The organism is Streptomyces sp. NPDC030991 (assembly GCF_055571235.1).
This window is the reverse complement of sequence record NZ_JBVIFR010000004.1, coordinates 205,938-224,832: the sequence shown is the minus strand read 5'-3', so window position 1 is coordinate 224,832 and position 18,895 is coordinate 205,938. Positions and strand designations below refer to the sequence as shown.

General features: G+C 72.7%; 14 protein-coding genes. 5 read left to right on the top strand and 9 right to left on the bottom strand.

The window, feature by feature from the left end; genetic code table 11:
• Nucleotides 1-131 precede the first annotated feature (131 nt).
• The 3 genes from ACZ45E_RS09710 (at nucleotide 132) to ACZ45E_RS09700 (ending at nucleotide 2,935) form a co-directional block, all read left to right on the top strand.
• The gene (locus ACZ45E_RS09710; protein WP_324771220.1) at nucleotides 132-599 is read left to right on the top strand and encodes an SseB family protein; all 468 of its coding nucleotides are present in this window, start codon (nucleotides 132-134) and stop codon (nucleotides 597-599) included.
• A gap of 128 nt (nucleotides 600-727) precedes the next feature.
• Nucleotides 728-1,693 (top strand): pirin family protein, encoded by a 966-nt coding sequence (locus ACZ45E_RS09705; protein ID WP_468218644.1) that lies wholly within the window; start codon nucleotides 728-730, stop codon nucleotides 1,691-1,693.
• 150 nt (nucleotides 1,694-1,843) lie between these two features.
• Nucleotides 1,844-2,935 carry an AI-2E family transporter gene (locus ACZ45E_RS09700; protein WP_468218642.1) on the top strand — a complete coding sequence of 364 codons (1,092 nt, stop codon included), beginning with the start codon at nucleotides 1,844-1,846 and terminating at the stop codon, nucleotides 2,933-2,935.
• On the opposite strand, the gene ACZ45E_RS09695 is transcribed toward ACZ45E_RS09700, so the two are convergent.
• Nucleotides 2,869-5,061, bottom strand: coding sequence for an ATP-binding SpoIIE family protein phosphatase (locus tag ACZ45E_RS09695; protein ID WP_468218640.1), 2,193 nt, complete (start codon nucleotides 5,059-5,061; stop codon nucleotides 2,869-2,871). The two genes, ACZ45E_RS09700 and ACZ45E_RS09695, sit on opposite strands and share 67 nt — an antisense overlap.
• Nucleotides 5,062-5,196: 135 nt before the next feature.
• On the opposite strand from ACZ45E_RS09695, the gene aspS reads away from it, so the two are divergent.
• Nucleotides 5,197-6,963 (top strand): aspartate--tRNA ligase, encoded by a 1,767-nt coding sequence (gene aspS, locus ACZ45E_RS09690; RefSeq protein WP_468218637.1) that lies wholly within the window; start codon nucleotides 5,197-5,199, stop codon nucleotides 6,961-6,963.
• A 129-nt stretch (nucleotides 6,964-7,092) separates the two neighbouring features.
• On the opposite strand, the gene metG is transcribed toward aspS, so the two are convergent.
• The 3 genes from metG to ACZ45E_RS09675 all read right to left on the bottom strand — a co-directional run bounded on the left by metG (nucleotide 7,093) and on the right by ACZ45E_RS09675 (nucleotide 12,036).
• Complete coding sequence (metG, locus tag ACZ45E_RS09685) at nucleotides 7,093-8,814, bottom strand: methionine--tRNA ligase (RefSeq protein WP_468218635.1); 1,722 nt, start codon at nucleotides 8,812-8,814, stop codon at nucleotides 7,093-7,095.
• Nucleotides 8,815-9,007: 193 nt separating this feature from the next.
• On the bottom strand, nucleotides 9,008-10,954 hold the full coding sequence (locus ACZ45E_RS09680; protein WP_468218634.1) for a VWA domain-containing protein: 1,947 nt from the start codon (nucleotides 10,952-10,954) through the stop codon (nucleotides 9,008-9,010).
• Nucleotides 10,955-11,088: 134 nt separating this feature from the next.
• Nucleotides 11,089-12,036 (bottom strand): LysR family transcriptional regulator, encoded by a 948-nt coding sequence (locus tag ACZ45E_RS09675; RefSeq protein ID WP_468218631.1) that lies wholly within the window; start codon nucleotides 12,034-12,036, stop codon nucleotides 11,089-11,091.
• 404 nt (nucleotides 12,037-12,440) lie between these two features.
• On the opposite strand from ACZ45E_RS09675, the gene snpA reads away from it, so the two are divergent.
• On the top strand, nucleotides 12,441-13,136 hold the full coding sequence (gene snpA / locus ACZ45E_RS09670) for a snapalysin (protein WP_468219192.1): 696 nt from the start codon (nucleotides 12,441-12,443) through the stop codon (nucleotides 13,134-13,136).
• 16 nt (nucleotides 13,137-13,152) lie between these two features.
• On the opposite strand, the gene ACZ45E_RS09665 is transcribed toward snpA, so the two are convergent.
• The 5 genes from ACZ45E_RS09665 to ACZ45E_RS09645 form a co-directional block, all read right to left on the bottom strand.
• A complete protein-coding gene (locus tag ACZ45E_RS09665) occupies nucleotides 13,153-15,123 on the bottom strand; it encodes an FUSC family protein (protein ID WP_468218629.1) in 1,971 nt (656 codons plus the stop codon).
• Nucleotides 15,124-15,170: 47 nt separating this feature from the next.
• Nucleotides 15,171-15,731 (bottom strand): DUF7144 family membrane protein, encoded by a 561-nt coding sequence (locus tag ACZ45E_RS09660; protein ID WP_468218625.1) that lies wholly within the window; start codon nucleotides 15,729-15,731, stop codon nucleotides 15,171-15,173.
• A gap of 37 nt (nucleotides 15,732-15,768) precedes the next feature.
• Nucleotides 15,769-16,689: a hypothetical protein gene (locus ACZ45E_RS09655; protein ID WP_468218624.1), complete on the bottom strand. Its 921-nt coding sequence runs from the start codon at nucleotides 16,687-16,689 to the stop codon at nucleotides 15,769-15,771.
• 190 nt (nucleotides 16,690-16,879) lie between these two features.
• Nucleotides 16,880-17,353 carry a hypothetical protein gene (locus tag ACZ45E_RS09650; RefSeq protein WP_468218621.1) on the bottom strand — a complete coding sequence of 158 codons (474 nt, stop codon included), beginning with the start codon at nucleotides 17,351-17,353 and terminating at the stop codon, nucleotides 16,880-16,882.
• Nucleotides 17,354-17,433: 80 nt separating this feature from the next.
• A complete protein-coding gene (locus ACZ45E_RS09645) occupies nucleotides 17,434-18,894 on the bottom strand; it encodes an IclR family transcriptional regulator domain-containing protein (RefSeq protein ID WP_468218619.1) in 1,461 nt (486 codons plus the stop codon).
• Between the last annotated feature and the right edge of the window lies 1 nt (nucleotide 18,895).

Here is an 18,895-nt window from a genome sequence, read left to right as displayed (position 1 = left end):
TGGTAACCACCAGGATGCTACCCGCCGGTAATAAGACGCAACCCCGGCGGGGCAAGTGTGACGAAGGAGCCCGGTGTTCCGCTTGGGCGGCCCGGCCCACGGCGCCCCGCCCCCTCGGTACTCTTTGCTCCATGTACGGATACGAGCAGCACGCCGGGGGAGCCGCTGCCGGGCAGCAGTACGCGCCGCCGCAGCAGGGCGGGTACGGGCAGCAGGCGCCGCCGCTGTACCCGGAGCCGTCGCCGCCCTCGCTCGCCGACGCGGTCCGCGCCTTCACCACCGGCTCGATGTCCGCCGAGGACTTCCAGCAGATCTTCGCGTCGTCGAAGGTCTACTGCCCGCGCGGTGACAACCCGGGCTTCCTCGCCCTGCACAACACCCAGCAGCCGGTGATCCCCATGTTCACCACGCTCAAGGAGTTGCGCCGGTACGCGGGCAAGGAGTCCAAGTACTTCGTCATCACCGGCGCCGAGGTGATCGACCTGCTGCCCACCGGGTACGGCTTCGTCCTCGACATGGAGGGCGAGCACCGGATGGTCTTCGACGCGAAGGCGGTCGAGCAGATGGTCGACTTCGCGATGCGCCGCATGTACGGCTGACCGCCCCTTTTGTACCCGCTCGACGAACGCCCGGAGGGAATTTCCTCCGGGCGTTCGTCGTTCTGAGTGGCAGAAAGTTCTACGTTCAACTAAAGTCGAGGCACGAGGACGCCAAGGAGGCCCCCAAGATGCCCGCTGTGACCGTCGAGAACCCGCTGACCCTGCCCCGTGTGGCCGCGCCGGTGGATGCCGTGGCGCGCCCCGTGCTCACCGTGACGACCGCGCCCGGCGGATTCGAGGGAGAAGGCTTCCCGGTGCGCCGCGCCTTCGCCGGGATCAACTACAAGCACCTCGACCCGTTCATCATGATGGACCAGATGGGTGAGGTGGAGTACGCGCCGGGAGAGCCCAAGGGCACGCCCTGGCACCCGCACCGCGGCTTCGAGACGGTGACCTACATCATCGACGGCACCTTCATCCACCAGGACTCGCACGGCGGTGGCGGCACCATCACCGACGGCGACACCCAGTGGATGACGGCGGGCTCAGGACTGCTGCACATCGAGGCACCGCCGGAGTCCCTCGTCATGTCCGGCGGCCTCTTCCACGGCCTCCAGCTGTGGGTGAACCTGCCCGCCAAGGACAAGATGCAGAACCCCCGCTACCAGGACATCCGCGGCGGCCAGGTCAAGCTGCTCACCACCGCCGACGGCGGCGCGCTGCTGCGCGTCATCGCCGGTGAGTTCGACGGCCACGAGGGCCCCGGCATCACGCACACGCCGATCACGATGGTGCACGCCACCGTCCGCCCCGGCGCCGAGGCGACCCTGCCCTGGCGCGAGGACTACAACGGCCTCGTGTACGTGCTCGCGGGCCGCGGCACCGTCGGCGCCGAGCGCCGCCCGGTCCACAAGGGCCAGACCGCCGTCTTCGGCGCGGGCTCGTCCCTGACCGTGCGCGCCGACGAGACCCAGGACGGGAACACCCCGGACCTGGAGGTCGTCATCCTCGGCGGGCAGCCGATCCGCGAACCCATGGCGCACTACGGCCCGTTCGTGATGAACACCAAGGCCGAACTCCAGCAGGCCTTCGACGACTTCCAGGCCGGCCGCCTGGGCGTCATCCCCTCCAAGGAGCGCCTGCCGCACACGTAAGCCGTGTGCGTCCCCCCGAACGTGACGGCCCGCCGACTCTGCACCCGGCGGGCCGTCACTCATATCCACCGGCCCGGCCCCGTGACGCCTCGTCACCCGGGCGGACCCGCCCGGCGGGTGGGCACGGCCGGGGCATGATCGTCTGGCCGGGTGCCGACTCGTCAGCAGCTCCTGCCCGAACCCGCCCGCCGCGTCGCCGCGTGGTGCGCGGTGGCCCTCCTCGTCGCCGGTGTCGCCTGGGTCGGGATCCGGCTCTGCGTCGAACTCAAGACGGCCGTGGTGCCGGTCCTGCTCGCCCTGCTCGGCACCGCCCTGCTCCGCCCCGTCTACCTCGCCCTGCGCCGCGCCAAGGTGCAGCGGTCGCTCGCCTCCGGCCTCACCTGCGCGCTGATCCTGATCGTCGTCGGCGGCGCCGGATACATCGTGGTCGCCGCGCTCATCGACACCGGGGACCAGATCGTGGCCTCCGTGAAGCAGGCCGCCGCCGACCTCTCCGACCGGTTCGGCACCGGCGCGCTCGACCTCGACCACCTCGCCGACAGCGCCCAGGACCTCCTCAAGAAGTACGGCGGCAGCGCGGCGTCCGGCGTCATCAGCGGGCTCAGCGTCGTCGGCGAGGTCGTCGCCATGGCGGTCCTCGCGCTGCTGCTCTGCTTCTTCTTCCTGCGGGACGCCGGGCGCTTCCGCAGAGCCCTGCGGCAGGCCGCGCCCGGCTCCGGCGAGATCCTGGAGGCCATCGCGCGCCGCTCCTTCACCGCGATCGCCGGATTCATGCGCGGCACCACGCTCATCGCCCTCATCGACGCGACCTGCATCGGCATCGGGCTGCTCATCCTCGGCGTACCCGGCGCGGTCGGCCTCGCGGCCCTGGTCTTCGTCGGCGCCTACATCCCCTACCTCGGGGCCTTCATCTCCGGCGCCGTCGCCGTGCTCGTGGCCCTCGCCGACCGGGGGTTCGTCATCGCCCTGTGGGCGCTCGGCGTGGTGCTCGCCGTGCAGGTCCTCGAAGGGCACGTGCTCCAGCCGATGATCCAGTCCCGCACGGTGCAGATGCACCCGGCGGTGGTGCTGCTCGCCATCACCGGGGGCGCCTCCGTCGCCGGCATCCTCGGGATGCTGCTCGCGGTACCGCTGACGGCGGCCGCGTTCGGCATCCTGAACGAGCTGCGCGGCCGCTACGGACCCGGCACCGTTTCACGTGAAACAGCCCCCGGGTCCTCCCCCGCCGCCGAGGGTTCGTAGAGCTCGAACCAGATGCACTTGCCCTCGCCCTGCGGGTCGACGCCCCAGTGCTCGGCGAGCAGTTCCATCAGCACGAGCCCGCGCCCCGACGAGGCCAGCTCACCGGGTCTGCGCTTGTGCGGCAGGTCGTCCGAGCCGTCCGCGACCTCCACGCGCAGCCGCCGCGGCCCGTCGGCGCTCTTGGCCACCTCCGCGACGAGCAGGGCGTCGCCGTCGGTGTGCACCAGCACGTTCGTGGCCATCTCGGAGACGAGCAGCACCGCCGAGTCGACCTGATCGGGGTCGGCCCAGTCGTGCAGCAGCTCCCGCAGCTGCTGCCGGGCGGCCGCGACCCGCTCCGGCTCGGCCTGCGCGATCGTCATGGCCGTGCGGCGGGCCGTCGAGGGGCGGGACGTCAGCGGCGCGCGCCGCAGGAGAAGCAACGCTATGTCGTCCTCGCGGCGGTCGGCGAGCGGGCCCGTGGTGTGGTGCGAGGAGGGGCCGTGCACCGTCTGGACGAGGGCGTCGGCCAGCTCCTCCAGCGCCTCCGCGGGGCCCGCCTCCAGCGCCGTACGCAGCCGGGACCAGCCCGTGTCGAGGTCGTGGCCGCCCGTCTCGATCAGGCCGTCGGTGCAGAGCAGCAGCGTCTCGCCGGGCTCCAGGACGAGCCGGGTCGTGGGATAGTCCGCGTCCGGGTCGATGCCGAGCGGCAGCCCGCCCGCCGTGGGCCGCATCAGGACCGTGCCGTCGGCCAGGCGTATCGCCGGGTCGGGGTGGCCGGCGCGGGCGATCTCCAGGACGCCGGTCGCCGGGTCGGCCTCCACGTACAGGCAGGTCGCGAAGCGCGGGTCCTGCGGAGTTCCGCCGTGCGCGGTGTCGCCGATGCCGTGCAGGAAGCGTGAGGCGCGGGAGAGGACCGCGTCGGGCCGGTGCCCCTCGGAGGCGTACGCGCGCAGGGCGATACGCAACTGCCCCATCAGGCCCGCCGCCCGCACGTCGTGCCCCTGGACGTCCCCGATGACCAGGGCGATGCGGCCGCCCCCGCCGCCCCGCTGCCCGGCCGGGCCGCCGGGCAGCGGGATGATGTCGTACCAGTCGCCGCCGACCTGGAGGCCGCCGCCGGTCGGCACATAGCGCGCCGCGATGCTCATTCCGGGGATCTCGGGGCCCAGGCTCGGCAGCATCGACTTCTGGAGGCCGTCCGTCAGCTCCCGCTCCGACTCGGCGACCCCGGCGCGCGACAGGGCCTGCGCCAGCATCCGCGCGACCGTCGTCAGGACCGAACGCTCGTCGGGCGTGAACGACACCGGGTAGGCGAAGCCCGCCATCCACGCGCCGATCGTGCGGCCCGCGACGATCAGCGGCAGGAACGCCCACGACTGCCGCTTGAACCGCGCGGCCAGCGGCCACGCCGCCGGATAGCGGCTCTGGTACTCCTCGGGCGACGACAGGTAGACGGCACGCCCGGTCCGGCAGACCTCGGCCGCCGGATAGTCCGTGACCAGCTCCATGTCGGTGAAGGGGCCCTCGGAGCCCGCCTGGTGCCCGTGGTGGCCGATGACGGTGAGCCGGTCGCCCGCCACACCGAAGACCGCGAGCCCCTCCGGCGAGAACCCCGGCATCGACAGGCCCGCGGCGACCCGCAGCACCTCCTCCGTCGACCCGGCCTCGGCCAGCGCCCGCCCCGCGTCCAGCAGGAACGCCTCGCGCGAGCGCCGCCAGTCACCGGTCACCGGGGTCCGCGAGGCGGCGCCCGGCTGTGGCTCGCTGACCTCCTGGAGGGTGCCGATCAGCTCGTAGGAGTCCAGGGTGTCGCCGTGCAGCACCGGCTTGGAGCGGCTGCGCACGGTACGGACGACGCGACCCTGCTCGTCCATGATGCGCAGGCGGGCCTCGGCGAGGGTGCCCTCGGCGACGGCGAGCTGGACGACGCCGTCGATCTCGTTCCAGTCGGCCGGGTGGAAACGGGCCCTGACCCCGGACTCCGTCAGGGTGACCGGCTTCCCGTCGGGCGAGGGCAGCCCGATGAGCCGGGCGGCCTCCACGTCGAACGTGACCAGGCCCGCCCGGTTGTCCCACCGCCACAGGCCGGTCGCGAGAGCGGCGAGGACTTCCTCCACCGGGGGGAGGGGCTCACCAGTGCGCATGGCCCCACTTTAGGAAGAGGTGATCGGGGACGGCCACCGAGACTGTTCGCACAGCGATCTTGGGGCGGCCGGTACCCTTGGGAGATCCGGGTTGTCACCCCGGAACCCCGAAACGCAAAGGCTGGATGAACGACGATGCATCGGTACAGGTCCCACACCTGCGGCGAGCTCCGCGCCTCTGACGTCGACGCCGACGTCCGGCTGAGCGGCTGGCTGCACAATCGCCGAGACCTGGGCGGCATCCTCTTCATCGATCTGCGCGATCACTACGGCATCACGCAGCTCGTCGCCCGCCCCGGCACCAAGGCCGCCGAGGTCCTCGACAAGCTGACGAAGGAGACGGTCGTCCGCGTCGACGGCAAGGTCGTCTCCCGCGGCGCGGAGAACGTCAACCCGGAGCTGCCCACCGGCGAGATCGAGATCGAGGCGTCCGAGATCGAGGTGCTCGGCGCCGCCCAGCAGCTGCCGTTCCAGATCAACCAGGACGACGGGGTCGGCGAGGAGCGCCGCCTGGAGTACCGCTTCCTGGACCTTCGCCGTGAGCGCATGCACCGCAACATCATGCTGCGCAGCGCCGTGATCGCCTCGATCCGCTCGAAGATGGTCAACCTCGGCTTCAACGAGATGGCCACGCCGATCCTCACCGCGACCTCCCCCGAGGGCGCCCGTGACTTCGTCGTCCCGTCCCGCCTCAACCCGGGCAAGTTCTACGCCCTGCCGCAGGCCCCGCAGCAGTTCAAGCAGCTGCTGATGATCTCCGGCTTCGACCGCTACTTCCAGATCGCGCCGTGCTTCCGCGACGAGGACGCGCGCGCGGACCGCTCGCCGGGCGAGTTCTACCAGCTCGACATCGAGATGAGCTTCGTCGAGCAGGAAGACGTCTTCCGCCCGATCGAGAAGCTCATGACGGAGATCTTCACCGAGTTCGGCGGCGGCCGCGAGGTGACCTCCCCCTTCCCGCGCATCCCGTTCCGCGAGTCGATGCTGAAGTACGGCAACGACAAGCCGGACCTGCGCGCCAAGCTGGAGCTCGTCGACATCACCGACGTCTTCGAGGGCTCGGAGTTCAAGGCGTTCGCGGGCAAGCACGTGCGTGCGCTGCCGGTGCCGGACACCGCCTCGCAGTCCCGCAAGTTCTTCGACGGCCTGGGCGACTACGCGGTCGAGCAGGGCGCGAGGGGCCTCGCCTGGATCCGCGTCGGCGAGGACGGCACGTTCGCCGGCCCGATCGCGAAGTTCCTCACCGAGGAGAACGTCAAGGTCCTCACCGAGCGCCTCGGCCTCACGGCCGGTCACGCCGTGTTCTTCGGCGCGGGTGAGTTCGACGAGGTCTCCAAGATCATGGGCGCGGTACGCGTCGAGGCCGCCAAGCGCGCCGGCCACTTCGAGGAGGGCGTCTTCCGGTTCTGCTGGATCGTCGACTTCCCGATGTACGAGAAGGACGAGGAGACCGGAAAGGTCGACTTCTCCCACAACCCGTTCTCCATGCCGCAGGGCGGCATGAAGGACCTGGAGGAGAAGGACCCGCTGGACATCCTGGCCTGGCAGTACGACATCGTCTGCAACGGCACGGAGCTGTCCTCCGGCGCGATCCGCAACCACGAGCCCGAGATCATGCTCAAGGCGTTCGAGATCGCCGGCTACGACCGCGACACCGTCGAGGCCGAGTTCGCCGGCATGCTCCGCGCGCTGCGCTTCGGCGCCCCGCCGCACGGCGGGATCGCCCCGGGCGTCGACCGCATCGTGATGCTCCTCGCCGACGAGCCGAACATCCGGGAGACCATCGGCTTCCCGCTGAACGGCAACGCGCAGGACCTGATGATGGGCGCGCCCACCGAGCTGGACGAGTCGCGCCTGCGCGAGCTCAACATCCAGCTGCGCAAGCCGGTCGAGAAGAAGTAGCGCCGACCGCACCCCGCGCATGACGAAGGGCCCGGAACCGCGACCGCGGTTCCGGGCCCTTCGGCGTCTCCGCCGGGGGCCGCTCGGGTCAGGACCCGAGCGGCCCCCGAGGGGCAGGGCGGGGTCGGACTACTCGGGAGCGCCGCCGAAGCGCTCCTTGTACGACTCCAGGTCCTCCTCGGTGATCTTCGCGAAGAGCACCGGCGGGACCGTGAAGGGCGTGCCCGCGGGGACCGTGGTCAGGGCCTTCGCCTCGTCGGCTGTCACCCAGTTGCGGGTGTCGTCGGCGAGGGCGAACGCCGCGCGCATGGCGGCCGCGGACGACGGGATGAACGGCTCGGAGACCACCGAGTACAGGTGGATCAGGTTCATCGCCGTACGGAGGGTCAGGGCGGCGCCGTCCTTGTCCGTCTTGATCTCCAGCCAGGGGGCCTTCTCCTCCAGGTAGGAGTTGCCCGCGGACCACAGGGCGCGCAGCGCCGCCGCGGCCTTGCGGAACTGGAGGGCCTCCATCTGGTTCTCGTACTCGGCGAGGAGTTCGGCGATCTGCTCGCCCAGCTTCGTCTCGGCCTCGCCGGGCTCGCCGCCCGCCGGGACGTCGTCGCCGAAGCGCTTGCGGGAGAAGGACAGGACGCGGTTGACGAAGTTGCCGAGGGTGTCGGCCAGGTCCTTGTTGACCGTCGCCGTGAAGTGCTCCCAGGTGAAGGACGAGTCGTCCGACTCGGGGGCGTTGGCGATGAGGAAGTAGCGCCAGTAGTCCGCCGGGAGGATCTCCAGGGCCTGGTCGGTGAAGACGCCGCGCTTCTGCGAGGTGGAGAACTTGCCGCCGTAGTACGTCAGCCAGTTGAACGCCTTGAGGTAGTCGACCTTCTTCCACGGCTCCCGGATGCCCATCTCGGTGGCCGGGAACATCACGCTGTGGAACGGCACGTTGTCCTTCGCCATGAACTCCGTGTACCGGACGTCGGTGGCGCCGTCGGGCTCGTACCACCACGACTTCCAGTCACGGTTCGCCGGGTCCTGGTCCGCCCACTCCTTCGTCGACCCGATGTACTCGATCGGGGCGTCGAACCACACGTAGAAGACCTTGCCGTCGGCCGCGAGCTCCGGCCAGGTGTCCGCGGGGACCGGGACGCCCCAGTCCAGGTCACGGGTGATCGCGCGGTCGTTCAGGCCCTCGGTCAGCCACTTGCGGGCGATGGAGGAGGCGAGCTGCGGCCACTCGTCGGCGACCTCGTCGATCCACGCCTCGACCTCGACCTGGAGCTTCGACTGGAGCAGGAAGAGGTGCTTGGTCTCGCGGACCTCCAGCTCGGTGGAGCCGGAGATCGCCGAGCGCGGGTCGATCAGGTCGGTGGGGTCGAGCACGCGGGTGCAGTTCTCGCACTGGTCGCCGCGGGCCTTGTCGTAGCCGCAGTGCGGGCAGGTGCCCTCGACGTAGCGGTCGGGGAGGAAGCGGCCGTCGGCCGGGCTGTACACCTGGCGGATCGACCGCTCCTCGATGAACCCGTTCTCGTGCAGCTTGCGGGCGAAGTGCTGGGTGATCTCCGCGTTCTGCGGCGAGGAGGACCGGCCGAAGTGGTCGAAGGCGAGCGCGAACCCGTCGTAGACCGCCTTCTGCGCGTCGTGCGCCTGCGCACAGAACTCCGCGACCGGGACGCCCCGCTCCTTCGCGGCCAGTTCGGCGGGGGTGCCGTGCTCGTCCGTCGCGCAGATGTAGAGCACATCGTGGCCGCGCTGGCGCAGGTAGCGGGCGTAGACGTCGGCCGGGAGCATGGACCCCACCATGTTGCCCAGGTGCTTGATCCCGTTGATGTACGGAAGGGCGCTGGTGATGAGGTGTCGAGCCATCGGGGGCTGCTCCCAAGTCGTGACGAGGTGTTGCGCGCAGTGACGGTTTTCGGCTGCGGAATCTAGAAATCGTAGCCGACATGGGGTGGCCGTCCGCGCGGTGTTTTGCTACGCGGACGGCCACGGGTCGTCATGGGTCACGAGGCGGGGGTCACGGCCCCGCGGTCGCGGCCGGGGCTGCGGGAGACCCGGGTCACGGGCGCCAGGCGGCCAGTACGCCGTCGTAGAGCTCGGCGTCGGTCAGCTCCAGGGGGGCCGGGCCCGCGTGGAAGAAGGCGGCGTTCTCCGCCTTCAGCTTGCGGAGGTAGTCGAACCCCTTCGCGTCGTGCTCACCGAACGCGACGAACTGGAAGAACAGCGGGCGGCTCGCCGCCTCGGCCAGCGCCTCGGTCGCCGGGCGCTGGGTGTCCGGCGGACCGTCCGTCTGGAAGACGACCAGGGCCGGGGCGTCCGGGTCCGCGCTCTTCTCGTGGTGCGCGACGACCTCCTCGATGGCGCGGTGGTAGCTGGTGCGGCCCATCCGGCCGGCCGCGGCGTGCCACTCGTCGATCTTGCCCTCGTAACCGGCGTCCAGGGTGAGGTCGCCGGTGGCGTCGATGTCCGTCGAGAAGAACACGGTGTGGACGGCCGGGGTCTCGCGCCCGTCGAGGTGGGCGGCGAGTGCGAGCGTCTGCTCGGCCAGGGCGCTCGCGGAGCCGTCCTTGTAGTAGGGCCGCATGGATCCGGACCGGTCGAGCACGAGGTACACCGTGGCCCGGGTCCCGTCGAGACCCCGCTCGGCAAGGGCGGCACCGGCCGCCTTGTGCGCGGCGACGAGCCCCGGCGCCAGCGCCTTGATCTTCTCCCCGGCGTGCGCGGGCTCGGCGCTCGCCTCGGCCCCGTCGGCCTCGGCACCCTGCGCCGCCGTTGCCTCGACCTTGGCCGGGGCCTTCGCCTTGGCGGGGCCCGCGGACTTGGCCGCCTCGGTGTCCTGCGACGCGGCCTTGGCCTTCGTGGCCGTGGCCGTGGCCTTGACCGTGGCCTTGGCCTTGGGCGCCTCGGCGGTCTTCGCCGTCTTCTTGGCCGGGGCCTTCTTGGCGGGGGCCTTCTTGGCCGCGGCCTTCGTGCGGGCCGGTTCCTCGGACTTGGCAGGCTCAGCGTTCTCCGCGGCCTTGGCGGGGGCCTTCTTCGCGGGAGCCTTCGCCGTTTTCGCCTTGGACTTGGCCGTGGCGTCCGGCTCCGCCGGGGTCGCAGCCTCGGCCTCGTCCTTGGTCTCGTCCTTGCCCTCGGTCTTGGTCTCGGCCTCGGCCTCGGTCTTGGTCTCGGTCGGCGCGGTGGCCGGGGCCTGTGCCTTGTCCGGCGCGGCTTCCTTGCCTGAACTCGGCTGTGCGGCAACCGACTTGGCCTGCGTGTCCGTCTCGGCCGTGGCGGGCGCCTCGGTCTTCTCCGGGGCGTCCGACTCCGCCGCAGTCGCAGTCGCAGTCGCAGCCGCAACCGTGGCCTCGGCCTCGGTCTCGTTCTCGGCGGGTGCCGGGGCCCGTGCCTCGTCCGGCACGGCTTCCTCACCCGAACTTGCCTGCGGCTCCACGGACTTGGCCTGCGTGTCCGTCTCGGCCGTGGCAGGCGCCTCGGTCTTCTCCGGCGCGTCCGGCTCCGCCGCAGCCGTAGCCGCAACCTCGGTCTCGGCGCCGGTCTCCACCGACGCGGTGGCCGGAGCCTCCGTCTCGGCAGGCGTCTTCGCCTCAGGCGCCTCGTCCGCCACCGGCGTCTCCACCGGCGCCTCCGCCACTGGTGCCTCGTCCGCCACCGGCGCCTCCGCCTGCGCCGGGACCTGGGCGTCCGTGCGGGGGGCCGGGGAGCCGGTCTCCGGTGGGGCCTCCGCCTGGGCCGGGATCTGGCCCTGGGCCTCGGCGCCGGTCTCCGGGGCGGTGGCCGCCGGGTCCGGGTCCACCGGGGTGGACGGCTTCGGCACGGCTACGTTGTCGAACGCCGCCGCCACCAGGTCGTCCGCCTCCCCCCGGGACGGCCCGGGTACCTTCGGCGTCCCCGGCGAGGGAGACCCGGCCGACGGCGCGGCTTCCGGCTCCTCCGCGGCAGCGACCTCCGCGTCCCCCTTCCGGGACCGCCCGAACGCGTTCCGCAGCAGATCCAGAATGCCCATGTGCGCAACCTTCCGCATGAGTTGGTCCCCGAACGTCCCTGGAACCCCTGGCCAGGGCGGACACGTAAGGTTAGCCGCCGCTGGGCGTGATCTTGGGAAGGGTCCGGCCGATTCGCCGCGGCACGCTCCGTTTGTCAGGCCGGAGCCAGGTGGAGCGGGAGCCGTTCCCGGTAGGCGGGGGCCTGATGCGCCACCTCTCCGTACGCGTCCCACAGATCCGGCAGCACCGCTTCGAGCAGGGTCTCGGTGCGGGCGGTGAGCAGCAGCCGTACGCCCACGGGGTCGCCGTGCAGCGGCCGGATCGCCATGTCGGTGCGGGAGCGGGACGTGGGCTGGCAGAGGGCGACGACCTCGCCGGTCGCGACGAGGGAGGCGGCGGTGAGGTAATCGCCGTGCAGGACGCGGGGTTCGAGCCCGGCGGAGCGCAGCGCCCGCAGCAGGCCGTCCCACTCGCCGTCCACGGTGGGGTCGACCATCCACCGGTCATCGGCCAGGTCGCTGAGGCGCACGACGCTGTGCCGCGCGGCCGGGTGGTCCGTGGCCAGGGAGACGAACTGCGGCTCGCGCTCCACCAGGACCCGGCACGCGAGCCCGGGCGGGATCCGCAGCGGGCTGCCCTCCACCTCGTGCACGAACGCCACGTCGAGCCCGCCCTCGGCGACGAGCCGCAGCAGGGCGTGCGCGGAGACGTCCACCCGCAGGGTCGGTTCCGTGCCGGGGAAGGCGGGGTTGCAGCGCAGGCGGCGCAGCCAGCCGGGCAGGGCGCGGCTCGCGGTGGAGCCGATCCGCAGACGGCCGGGCCCCTCGGCCGTCGCGGCGGCGGCCACGCGGACCTCGTCGACCAGGGTGTGCAGGCCGTCGACGAGCGGCCGGGCGCGGGTGAGCAGGACGCGGCCGAGCGGGGTGGGGTGGCAGCCGGTGCGTTCGCGGGTGAACAGCCGGCCGCCCAGGAAGTCCTCGATGCGGCGCAGTTGGGTGGTCAGCGCGGGCTGGCTCATGCCGAGGCGGCGGGCCGCCTTGTGCAGGCTGCCGGCGTCCTCGATCGCGCACAGGGCGCGCAGGTGCCGTACGTCCAGCTCCATGGGCGCAGAGCGTAAGGCGAGCACGGAAGACGCACCAGACCCCACAGCGCCAGACCCGACCGCATCTGACCCGACCGCGCCAGACCCGACCGCGCCAGACCCGACCGCGCCAGACCCGACCGCATCTGACCCGACCGCAGCAGACCCCACTGCAGCAGACCCGACCGCAGCAGACCCCACTGCAGCAGACCCGACCGCAGCAGACCCCACCGCATCAGACCCGACCGCAGCAGACCCCACCGCATCAGACCCGACCGCACCAGACCCCGCCGCACCGCACCGCACCGCACCAGACCCCCCGCACCAGCCCCCGTCGCGCCGCCCCGCGGTCGATAACCCGGTGCTATCCCCAAGTGCCATCATTCCCAGGCGCCCCGCCCGGGCCCACACTCTCTTGCATGACCATGACAGCACCCCCCACAGTTGTCCGCCTCCTCGCATGCGCCTTCGGCGCGGGACTCACCGTCACGGCGCTCGCGGCGGGCCCCGCCACCGCGCAGCCGCAGGCACAAACCCCGACCCAGGCCCAGGCGGAGACCGCCAGAGCCGACTACGCCCAGTACGACGGCTCCGCCGAGAACGCCGCCGCCAACAAAGCCTTCTTCGAAGCGGTCGTGAAGTCCGTCGCCGAGCAGCGCGCCGCGCACCCCGGCGCCGCGCAGGTGACCGTCTCGTACAACGTCTCGCGTGCGCCGTCCTTCCGCCAGCAGATAGCGAACAGCACGTCCATCTGGAACTCGTCGGTGTCGAACGTCAAGCTCCAGGCGACGAGCGGCAGCGGCAACTTCGCGTACTACGAGGGCAACGACTCGCGCGGTTCGTACGCGTCCACGGACGGGCACGGCCGGGGCTACGTCTTCCTGGACTACGCGCAGAACCAGCAGTACAACTCCACCCGCGTGACCGCTCACGAGACCGGGCACGTGCTCGGCCTGCCGGACCACTACTCGGGTCCGTGCAGTGAGCTGATGTCGGGCGGCGGCCCCGGCACGTCCTGCACCAACGCGTACCCGAACGCCACCGAGCGCTCCCGCGTCAACTCCCTCTGGGCCAACGGATTCGCCAAGGCCCTGCAGAAGGCCGAAGCCAGGCTCAAGTAAGCGGTGGCGGGCGGGTCTACGAGTGGACGGTGTCCGCCGTGGGCCCGCCCCGCACCCCGATCGCCCGGGCCGCCGCCACCTCCTGACGGACCTGTTCGAGGACCCCGTCCCGGAGCCCGGGACCGTCCCCGAAGTCGGCCCGTACCTCCTCCAGCACCACCGAATCCCGCAACCCCTGCGCCAACTCCCGCAACTGCGCGATGACCTGGGTCACCTCCGCGGGCGCGGGCGGCGGGGAACCGTGCCGGACCCGCACCCGCGCCGCGGTCGTCGCGTCCACGATGCGTTCGACCGCGACGACCAGGGGCCACCAGGCCGCCGCCCGCCTCCCCGTGGGCGGCGGTTCGGTGAGCGCGCGCTGGAACTCGGTGCGGATCACCGACAGGTCCCGGTAGAGGCGGCGCCGCATCCGGGCCCGGGCCGCCGGGTCCTCGGTGACCCCGAACGCGCACTCCACGTAGGCGGCCGTGTCGGAGACCGCGTCGGCGAGCCGGTCGCCGATCCGGGTGTGCCAGCTCTCCGGCCACAGCAGATAGCCCGCCACCAGCGCGATGGCGCAGCCCATCAGGCTGTCCAGGAGCCGGGGCCCGAGCAGCGCCGTGCCCTGGTGGTTGAGGATGTCGGAGAGCAGCAGGATCACCGGGGTGATGGCCGCGGTCTGGAAGGCGTAGCCGCGGGGTGTGAGCGCGGGGATGAGCGGGGCGAGCAGCAGCATCACCGGCACGTCCCACCAGCCGAGCGGCACCTCGGCGAGGACGGCCGCCGCCACGACGAGGCCCGCCGCCGTGCCGAGGGCGCGCAGCACCGCCCGCGAGAACACCGATCCGAAGTCGGGCTTCATGACGAACGTGATGGTCAGCGCCACCCAGTAGGAGCGCGGCACGGGCACGGTCGACGCGAGGACCTGGGCGATGCCGATGCACAGGGCGAGCCGCAGGCCGTAGCGCCAGGAGGCGCCGGACAGGAGCACGGTGGCCGCGCCGCGGCGGGCGCGTACCCGCAGCGCGGCGGGGTGGCCGAGCCGGTCGTCGACGTTGGTGAACTCGCTGTCCCCGGTCCGCGCCGCGACCTCGGCGGCGTGCCGCACCGCGTGGTCGAGGGCGCGCGACGCGGGCCCGTCGGGCTCGGGCAGCTCCAGGGGCGCGCGGTCGGCGGGCCGGCCGGAGGCGATGGCGTCGGCGAGGGCGCGTACGGCCTCCGGCACCTGCGGCGGCAGCGGCACCCCGCACTGGTGGGCGGCGGGTGCGGCCTCCACGACGGGCGTCACGGCGTTCAACTGGCTGACCAGGCGCACCAGTTCCGGGTTGCGGCCGTGGGCGCGGGCCCGCCGGGCGAGGACGAGGTCGTACGCCTGGTTGAGGGACTGGGTGACGGCGAGGCGGGTCTCCGCGTACGTGAGGGGGTCCTGGGCCGCGGCTTCGAGGAGGTGCGCCACACCGCGGTACGTCGACGCGACGGCGGCCCGCTCGGGCACCCCGCCCCGCAACGGCCAGGCGAGCAGGGCGAGCAGCAGGACCAGCAGCCCGCCGCTGTACATCAGCAGCGGCGCGAGCCACCACTCGCCCGGCATGGGCAGGCCCGCGCCGACCACGCAGTTGAGCAGGAGCAGCAGCCCGGAGACGGAGGCGACCGCGCCGATCGTCGAGATCATCCCGGAGACCAGGGCGATCGCCGTGACGGCCACCACGGCGATCCAGCCCTGGCCGTTGACGAGGGAGCCGACCGTCACGCCCACGGCGCCGAACAGCTGGGGGACGGCGATGTTGAGGATGCGCATGCGGTACGCGTCCGCGGTGTCGCCGATCACCCCGCTGAGGGCGCCCATGGAGGCGAGGGCACCGTAGGCGGCGTGACCGGTGGCCAGGCCCACCGCCAAGGGGGCCGCCATGGCGATCGAGGCCCGGGCGACGGCGGCCCACGGCACGGGCGCGCGCTGCGGCCGCAACGTTCTGACCAGCCAGTCGGGGGGCGCTAGGCGGGACGGCATGGGGCCATTATGCGATCTTTGGTCACCGGCCCGCGCCGGGCGCGTTGTCAGGCGTGCTTGGCCGCGCCGGGTCCGTTCGGGCGCTTCGGCCGGGCCGGGCGGTTCGGTTCGTGGGCGAGCGCCCAGATGACGAAGACGCCGATGCCGATGGAGATCACCGACCACACGGGCGCGTACGGCAGGAACAGGAAGTACTCGACGATGTACAGCGCCGCGAGGCCGATGCCCACGCCGCGTGCCCAGTCCGCGCCCTGGAGGATGCCCCAGCCGGTGAGCGCCACGAGGATGCCGAGGATCAGGTGGATCCAGCCCCACGTGGTGAGGTTGAAGGAGTAGACGTAGTCGCCGAGCCGGGCGTACACGTCGTCCTTGGCGATGCCCGCGATGCCGTTGAGGATGCCGAGCACGCCGCTGACCAGCATCAGGACACCGGCGAAGACGGAGCCGCCGGTGGCCCAGCCGCTGTCGGGGCCCGCGTCGCCTGTGGTGGGGGCGGCGGTGCGGCCCCGGTGGCTCCTCGATCCGGCGGCCGGGCCGGGGTCCGGCGTCGGGGGCGGCGTGTTCGGCGGCGGGGTGGGGGGTGTGTTCGGGGGTGTCGTCTCACTCATGGGGCGCCTCCTCGTCTCAGGGATCAGGGATCAGAGATCAGGGAAATGTTCGGCCCGGCGCGGCCTCGCGGCACTCCGCGCGCGGCTGAACGGGTGCCTCGCCGACGGTCCCCGGGGAGCGACGGCCGGGCAGCCCGAACCCGAAGCGGCCCGTCAGCCAGGCCGCGACCGCCACCGCCGCGCCCACGCCGACGATCACCCACGATGCCGTCCGCATCGACGACGTCAGGGCGTCGTAGACGGCGCCTGCCGTCGCCTTGTCCGCGTCGGTGCCGAGGTCGCCGAGGGTGAGGGAGCGGGCGATCGGCAGGGCGACGAGCAGCGCGGCGGCGCCGAGGGCCATGCCGAGCGCCGTCGCGACGAGCGCGCGGCGCCGGCGCGGGGCGAGGAGCAGCCCGGCGACCGTGAGGACGAGGGAGGCCAGGGGCGGCCACGGCCCCGCGAGCTGGAGCAGGTGGAACACCTTGCGCAGCTCGGCGAGGTCACCGGCGGACAGGACGGTGATCTCGGTGTGGGCGACCGGGATCTGGGACGCGAAGGGCACGCCGTCGTCCAGGAGTTGCCGCTTCACCTGTTCGGTGACGGGTGCCAGGTCGAGGGTGACGGCTCCGGTGCCGCCTTCGTCGAGGGCGCGCTGCACCGCGTCGTGGGTGGCCCGGTTCGCGGTGTTCCAGGCGTTCTGGAAGGTGGGGGTGCCGGTGAACGAGACGACCGCGTCGTGCAGGTACTGCTCGACGGTGGACTGGAGCGGGCCCACGCTGATGGTCCGCATGATCCCGGTGGTCACGGCGTCCCCGGCCGTGTTCTGTACACCCGGATCGGTGGCGAGCGGCGCCATCGTGGACACGTAGCGGTCGCTGTCGCCGATCTCGTACCTGGCCCAGGTGGAGAGCGTGCCGAGGGGGACCAGGAGACAGGCGAGGGCGAGGAGGACGGGGGCGAGAGTCGCGCGGATCACCCTCCCAGGCAAGGCCCCGGCCGCACGCCCCGCGACCGGGACGCCCGCATACGGGCTACGCGCGCAAGCCCCGCGGATCGCTCCGGTGGAGCGTTGAGCCGAACGGGTGCTTCCGGGAAGGTCCCGGAGCGGGAGCGCGGCGGCCCGGGCGGAACCAGCACCCGCTCGGGCCGCCGTGTCGGGTGCAGGGTCATGGACTGACGCGCTGGGCGGTCCGTCGCACCATGGCCGCGGGGCGCTCGATGCCGTACTCGCTCTTCGAGTAGTAGCGGTAGTACACGGCGACGAACGTCGCCGCGCCCACGAACAGGCCGAGCACGACCGACCACACGACGGCGCTGTTGGCGAGGCTGTGCAGGAAACCGACGGCGATGCCGGCGAACGCGCCCCACACCAGGGCGCGCAGGCCGATGTGGCGGCTGCCCTGCCGCTGGGACCAGTGGTGGATGCCGAAGCAGAGCGCCGCGACAAGGATGCCGGTGACGAGGCCGAGCGCGATGTTTCCGCCGGTCACCTCGTGGCCGAAGCGCTGGATGTTCGCCGCCCAGAACCCGTAGAGGGCGCCGGTCACCACCGGCAGGACCTTCGCGGTGGTCGTCACCGACGGGGTCGCGGGGCGGCCGGCCTGCGTGGAACGGGCCGGTGCGGGTGCCGCGTGAGCCATGACGGGCTCCTTTCAGGTGCCCCCCTGTCCCGTCCCTCCATTGACGGCCGCCCGGGTACGTTCCGCAACGCGGCGCGCGATCAGTGCCCGGGCACGGTCACGAACCGCGAGGTCACGTGGAGGTCGGCCTCGATCGCCGCGGCCGCCGCGCGCAGCGCCCCGGCCCAGGCGTCGGCGGACCCGCGCCCCCGGTGGGCGGTGACGTCGAGCGCGGAGACGGTCCGCCCGTCCCGGCCGCGCACCGGTACGGCCACGGACCGCAACCCGTCCTCGGGCCCGTCCACGACGGCGGCACCGACGGCACCGGTGGCACCGACGGCACTGCCCGCGCCGGACGCGGCGCTCCCGTTCCCGTCGTTCCCGTCACTCCCCTCGCCGAGCAGCACGCGTCCGGCGGCCGTGTCCCCGGCGGGCAGGCGCGAGCCGACGCCGATGTCGACGCTCATGACGCGGCGCGGGGCGACCCGCGCCGTGCACCGCACCCACTCCCCGTCGGGCACGGAGAGCCCCACGGACTCCCCGAGCCGCTCCGAGAGCGCGGCCAGGTGGGGGGCGGCGATGCGCGGCAGCGTCGTACGGGAGAGCGGGGCGCAGCCCAGGGCGAGCACGCGGGGCGTGAGCCGGTACGCACGGTCGTCCTGCTCCACGTATCCGAGGTACTGGTGGGTGAGGAGGGCGCGGCGGGCGGTGGCCCGGGCGAGCCCGGTCCGTTCGGCGACCTCGCTGAGCGTCATCGTCCCCTCAAGAGCGGCCAGCACGTCCATCCCCCGAGCCAGCGAAACGACAGGCGCACCGGCCCCGCCACCTACAGCCCCTCCGGCGTTCGAGGAGCGGGGCCCGGGGTGGAGCCCCGTGGCAGGGGGCGGAGCGGCCAGCACCTCTTCCATCGCCGAGACGCAGGCCCCCAGGGGCTCCCGCACAGCGCCCCACAGTGAGTCGACCCCGTGCCGACTCGTATGGCTGACCACACTCACCGCACAGACCACACCCCCGGAGGGCCCCCGCACCGGTACGGCCACCGCGATCAGCCCGGGCTCGACCAGCTGGTCGTCCACCGCCGACGGCACCCCGTCGCGGAAGACGAGCCCGGGCGCGGAGCCGTCGCCCGGCAGGCGGTCGCCGACGCGGAAGCTGATGGAGAGGGCGCGGCGGCGCAGCACCTGGTGGACGAAGCGGATGTCGGGGCCGTCGGGGACGGCGAGGGAGACGGACTCGTCGAGGTCGTCGGCGAGCCGGTCGGCGAGCGGCGCGAGCAGTTCGGGCACGCGCAGGGCGTCGAGGTAGGCGTTGGCGACGGCCATGAGGGGCGGCGCGAGGGAGGCGTCCCGCCCGTCGAGGCGTACGTGGCCGAGGTGGGCCAGCGTCGCGCAGATCCGGTCGACGGTGGAGCGGGCGAGCCCGGTGGCGCGGGCGAGTTCGGCGAGGGCGAGGGTGCCGTCCGCGTCCGTGAGGCGCCGCAGGACGTCGAGGCCGCGGATGAGCGGGGTGACGGCCTCGGCGGGCGGCGCCTTGCTCACGGACGGGGAGGGCACGGGGGACACG

Coding starts and splice junctions, on each gene's coding strand:
- metG (WP_468218635.1), bottom strand. CDS start 8,814: ATGGCTCGACACCTCATCACCAGCGCCCTTCCGTACATCAACGGGATC.
- ACZ45E_RS09675 (WP_468218631.1), bottom strand. CDS start 12,036: ATGGAGCTGGACGTACGGCACCTGCGCGCCCTGTGCGCGATCGAGGAC.
- ACZ45E_RS09680 (WP_468218634.1), bottom strand. CDS start 10,954: ATGGGCATTCTGGATCTGCTGCGGAACGCGTTCGGGCGGTCCCGGAAG.
- ACZ45E_RS09710 (WP_324771220.1), top strand. CDS start 132: ATGTACGGATACGAGCAGCACGCCGGGGGAGCCGCTGCCGGGCAGCAG.
- aspS (WP_468218637.1), top strand. CDS start 5,197: ATGCATCGGTACAGGTCCCACACCTGCGGCGAGCTCCGCGCCTCTGAC.
- snpA (WP_468219192.1), top strand. CDS start 12,441: ATGACAGCACCCCCCACAGTTGTCCGCCTCCTCGCATGCGCCTTCGGC.
- ACZ45E_RS09705 (WP_468218644.1), top strand. CDS start 728: ATGCCCGCTGTGACCGTCGAGAACCCGCTGACCCTGCCCCGTGTGGCC.
- ACZ45E_RS09695 (WP_468218640.1), bottom strand. CDS start 5,061: ATGCGCACTGGTGAGCCCCTCCCCCCGGTGGAGGAAGTCCTCGCCGCT.
- ACZ45E_RS09650 (WP_468218621.1), bottom strand. CDS start 17,353: ATGGCTCACGCGGCACCCGCACCGGCCCGTTCCACGCAGGCCGGCCGC.
- ACZ45E_RS09660 (WP_468218625.1), bottom strand. CDS start 15,731: ATGAGTGAGACGACACCCCCGAACACACCCCCCACCCCGCCGCCGAAC.
- ACZ45E_RS09665 (WP_468218629.1), bottom strand. CDS start 15,123: ATGCCGTCCCGCCTAGCGCCCCCCGACTGGCTGGTCAGAACGTTGCGG.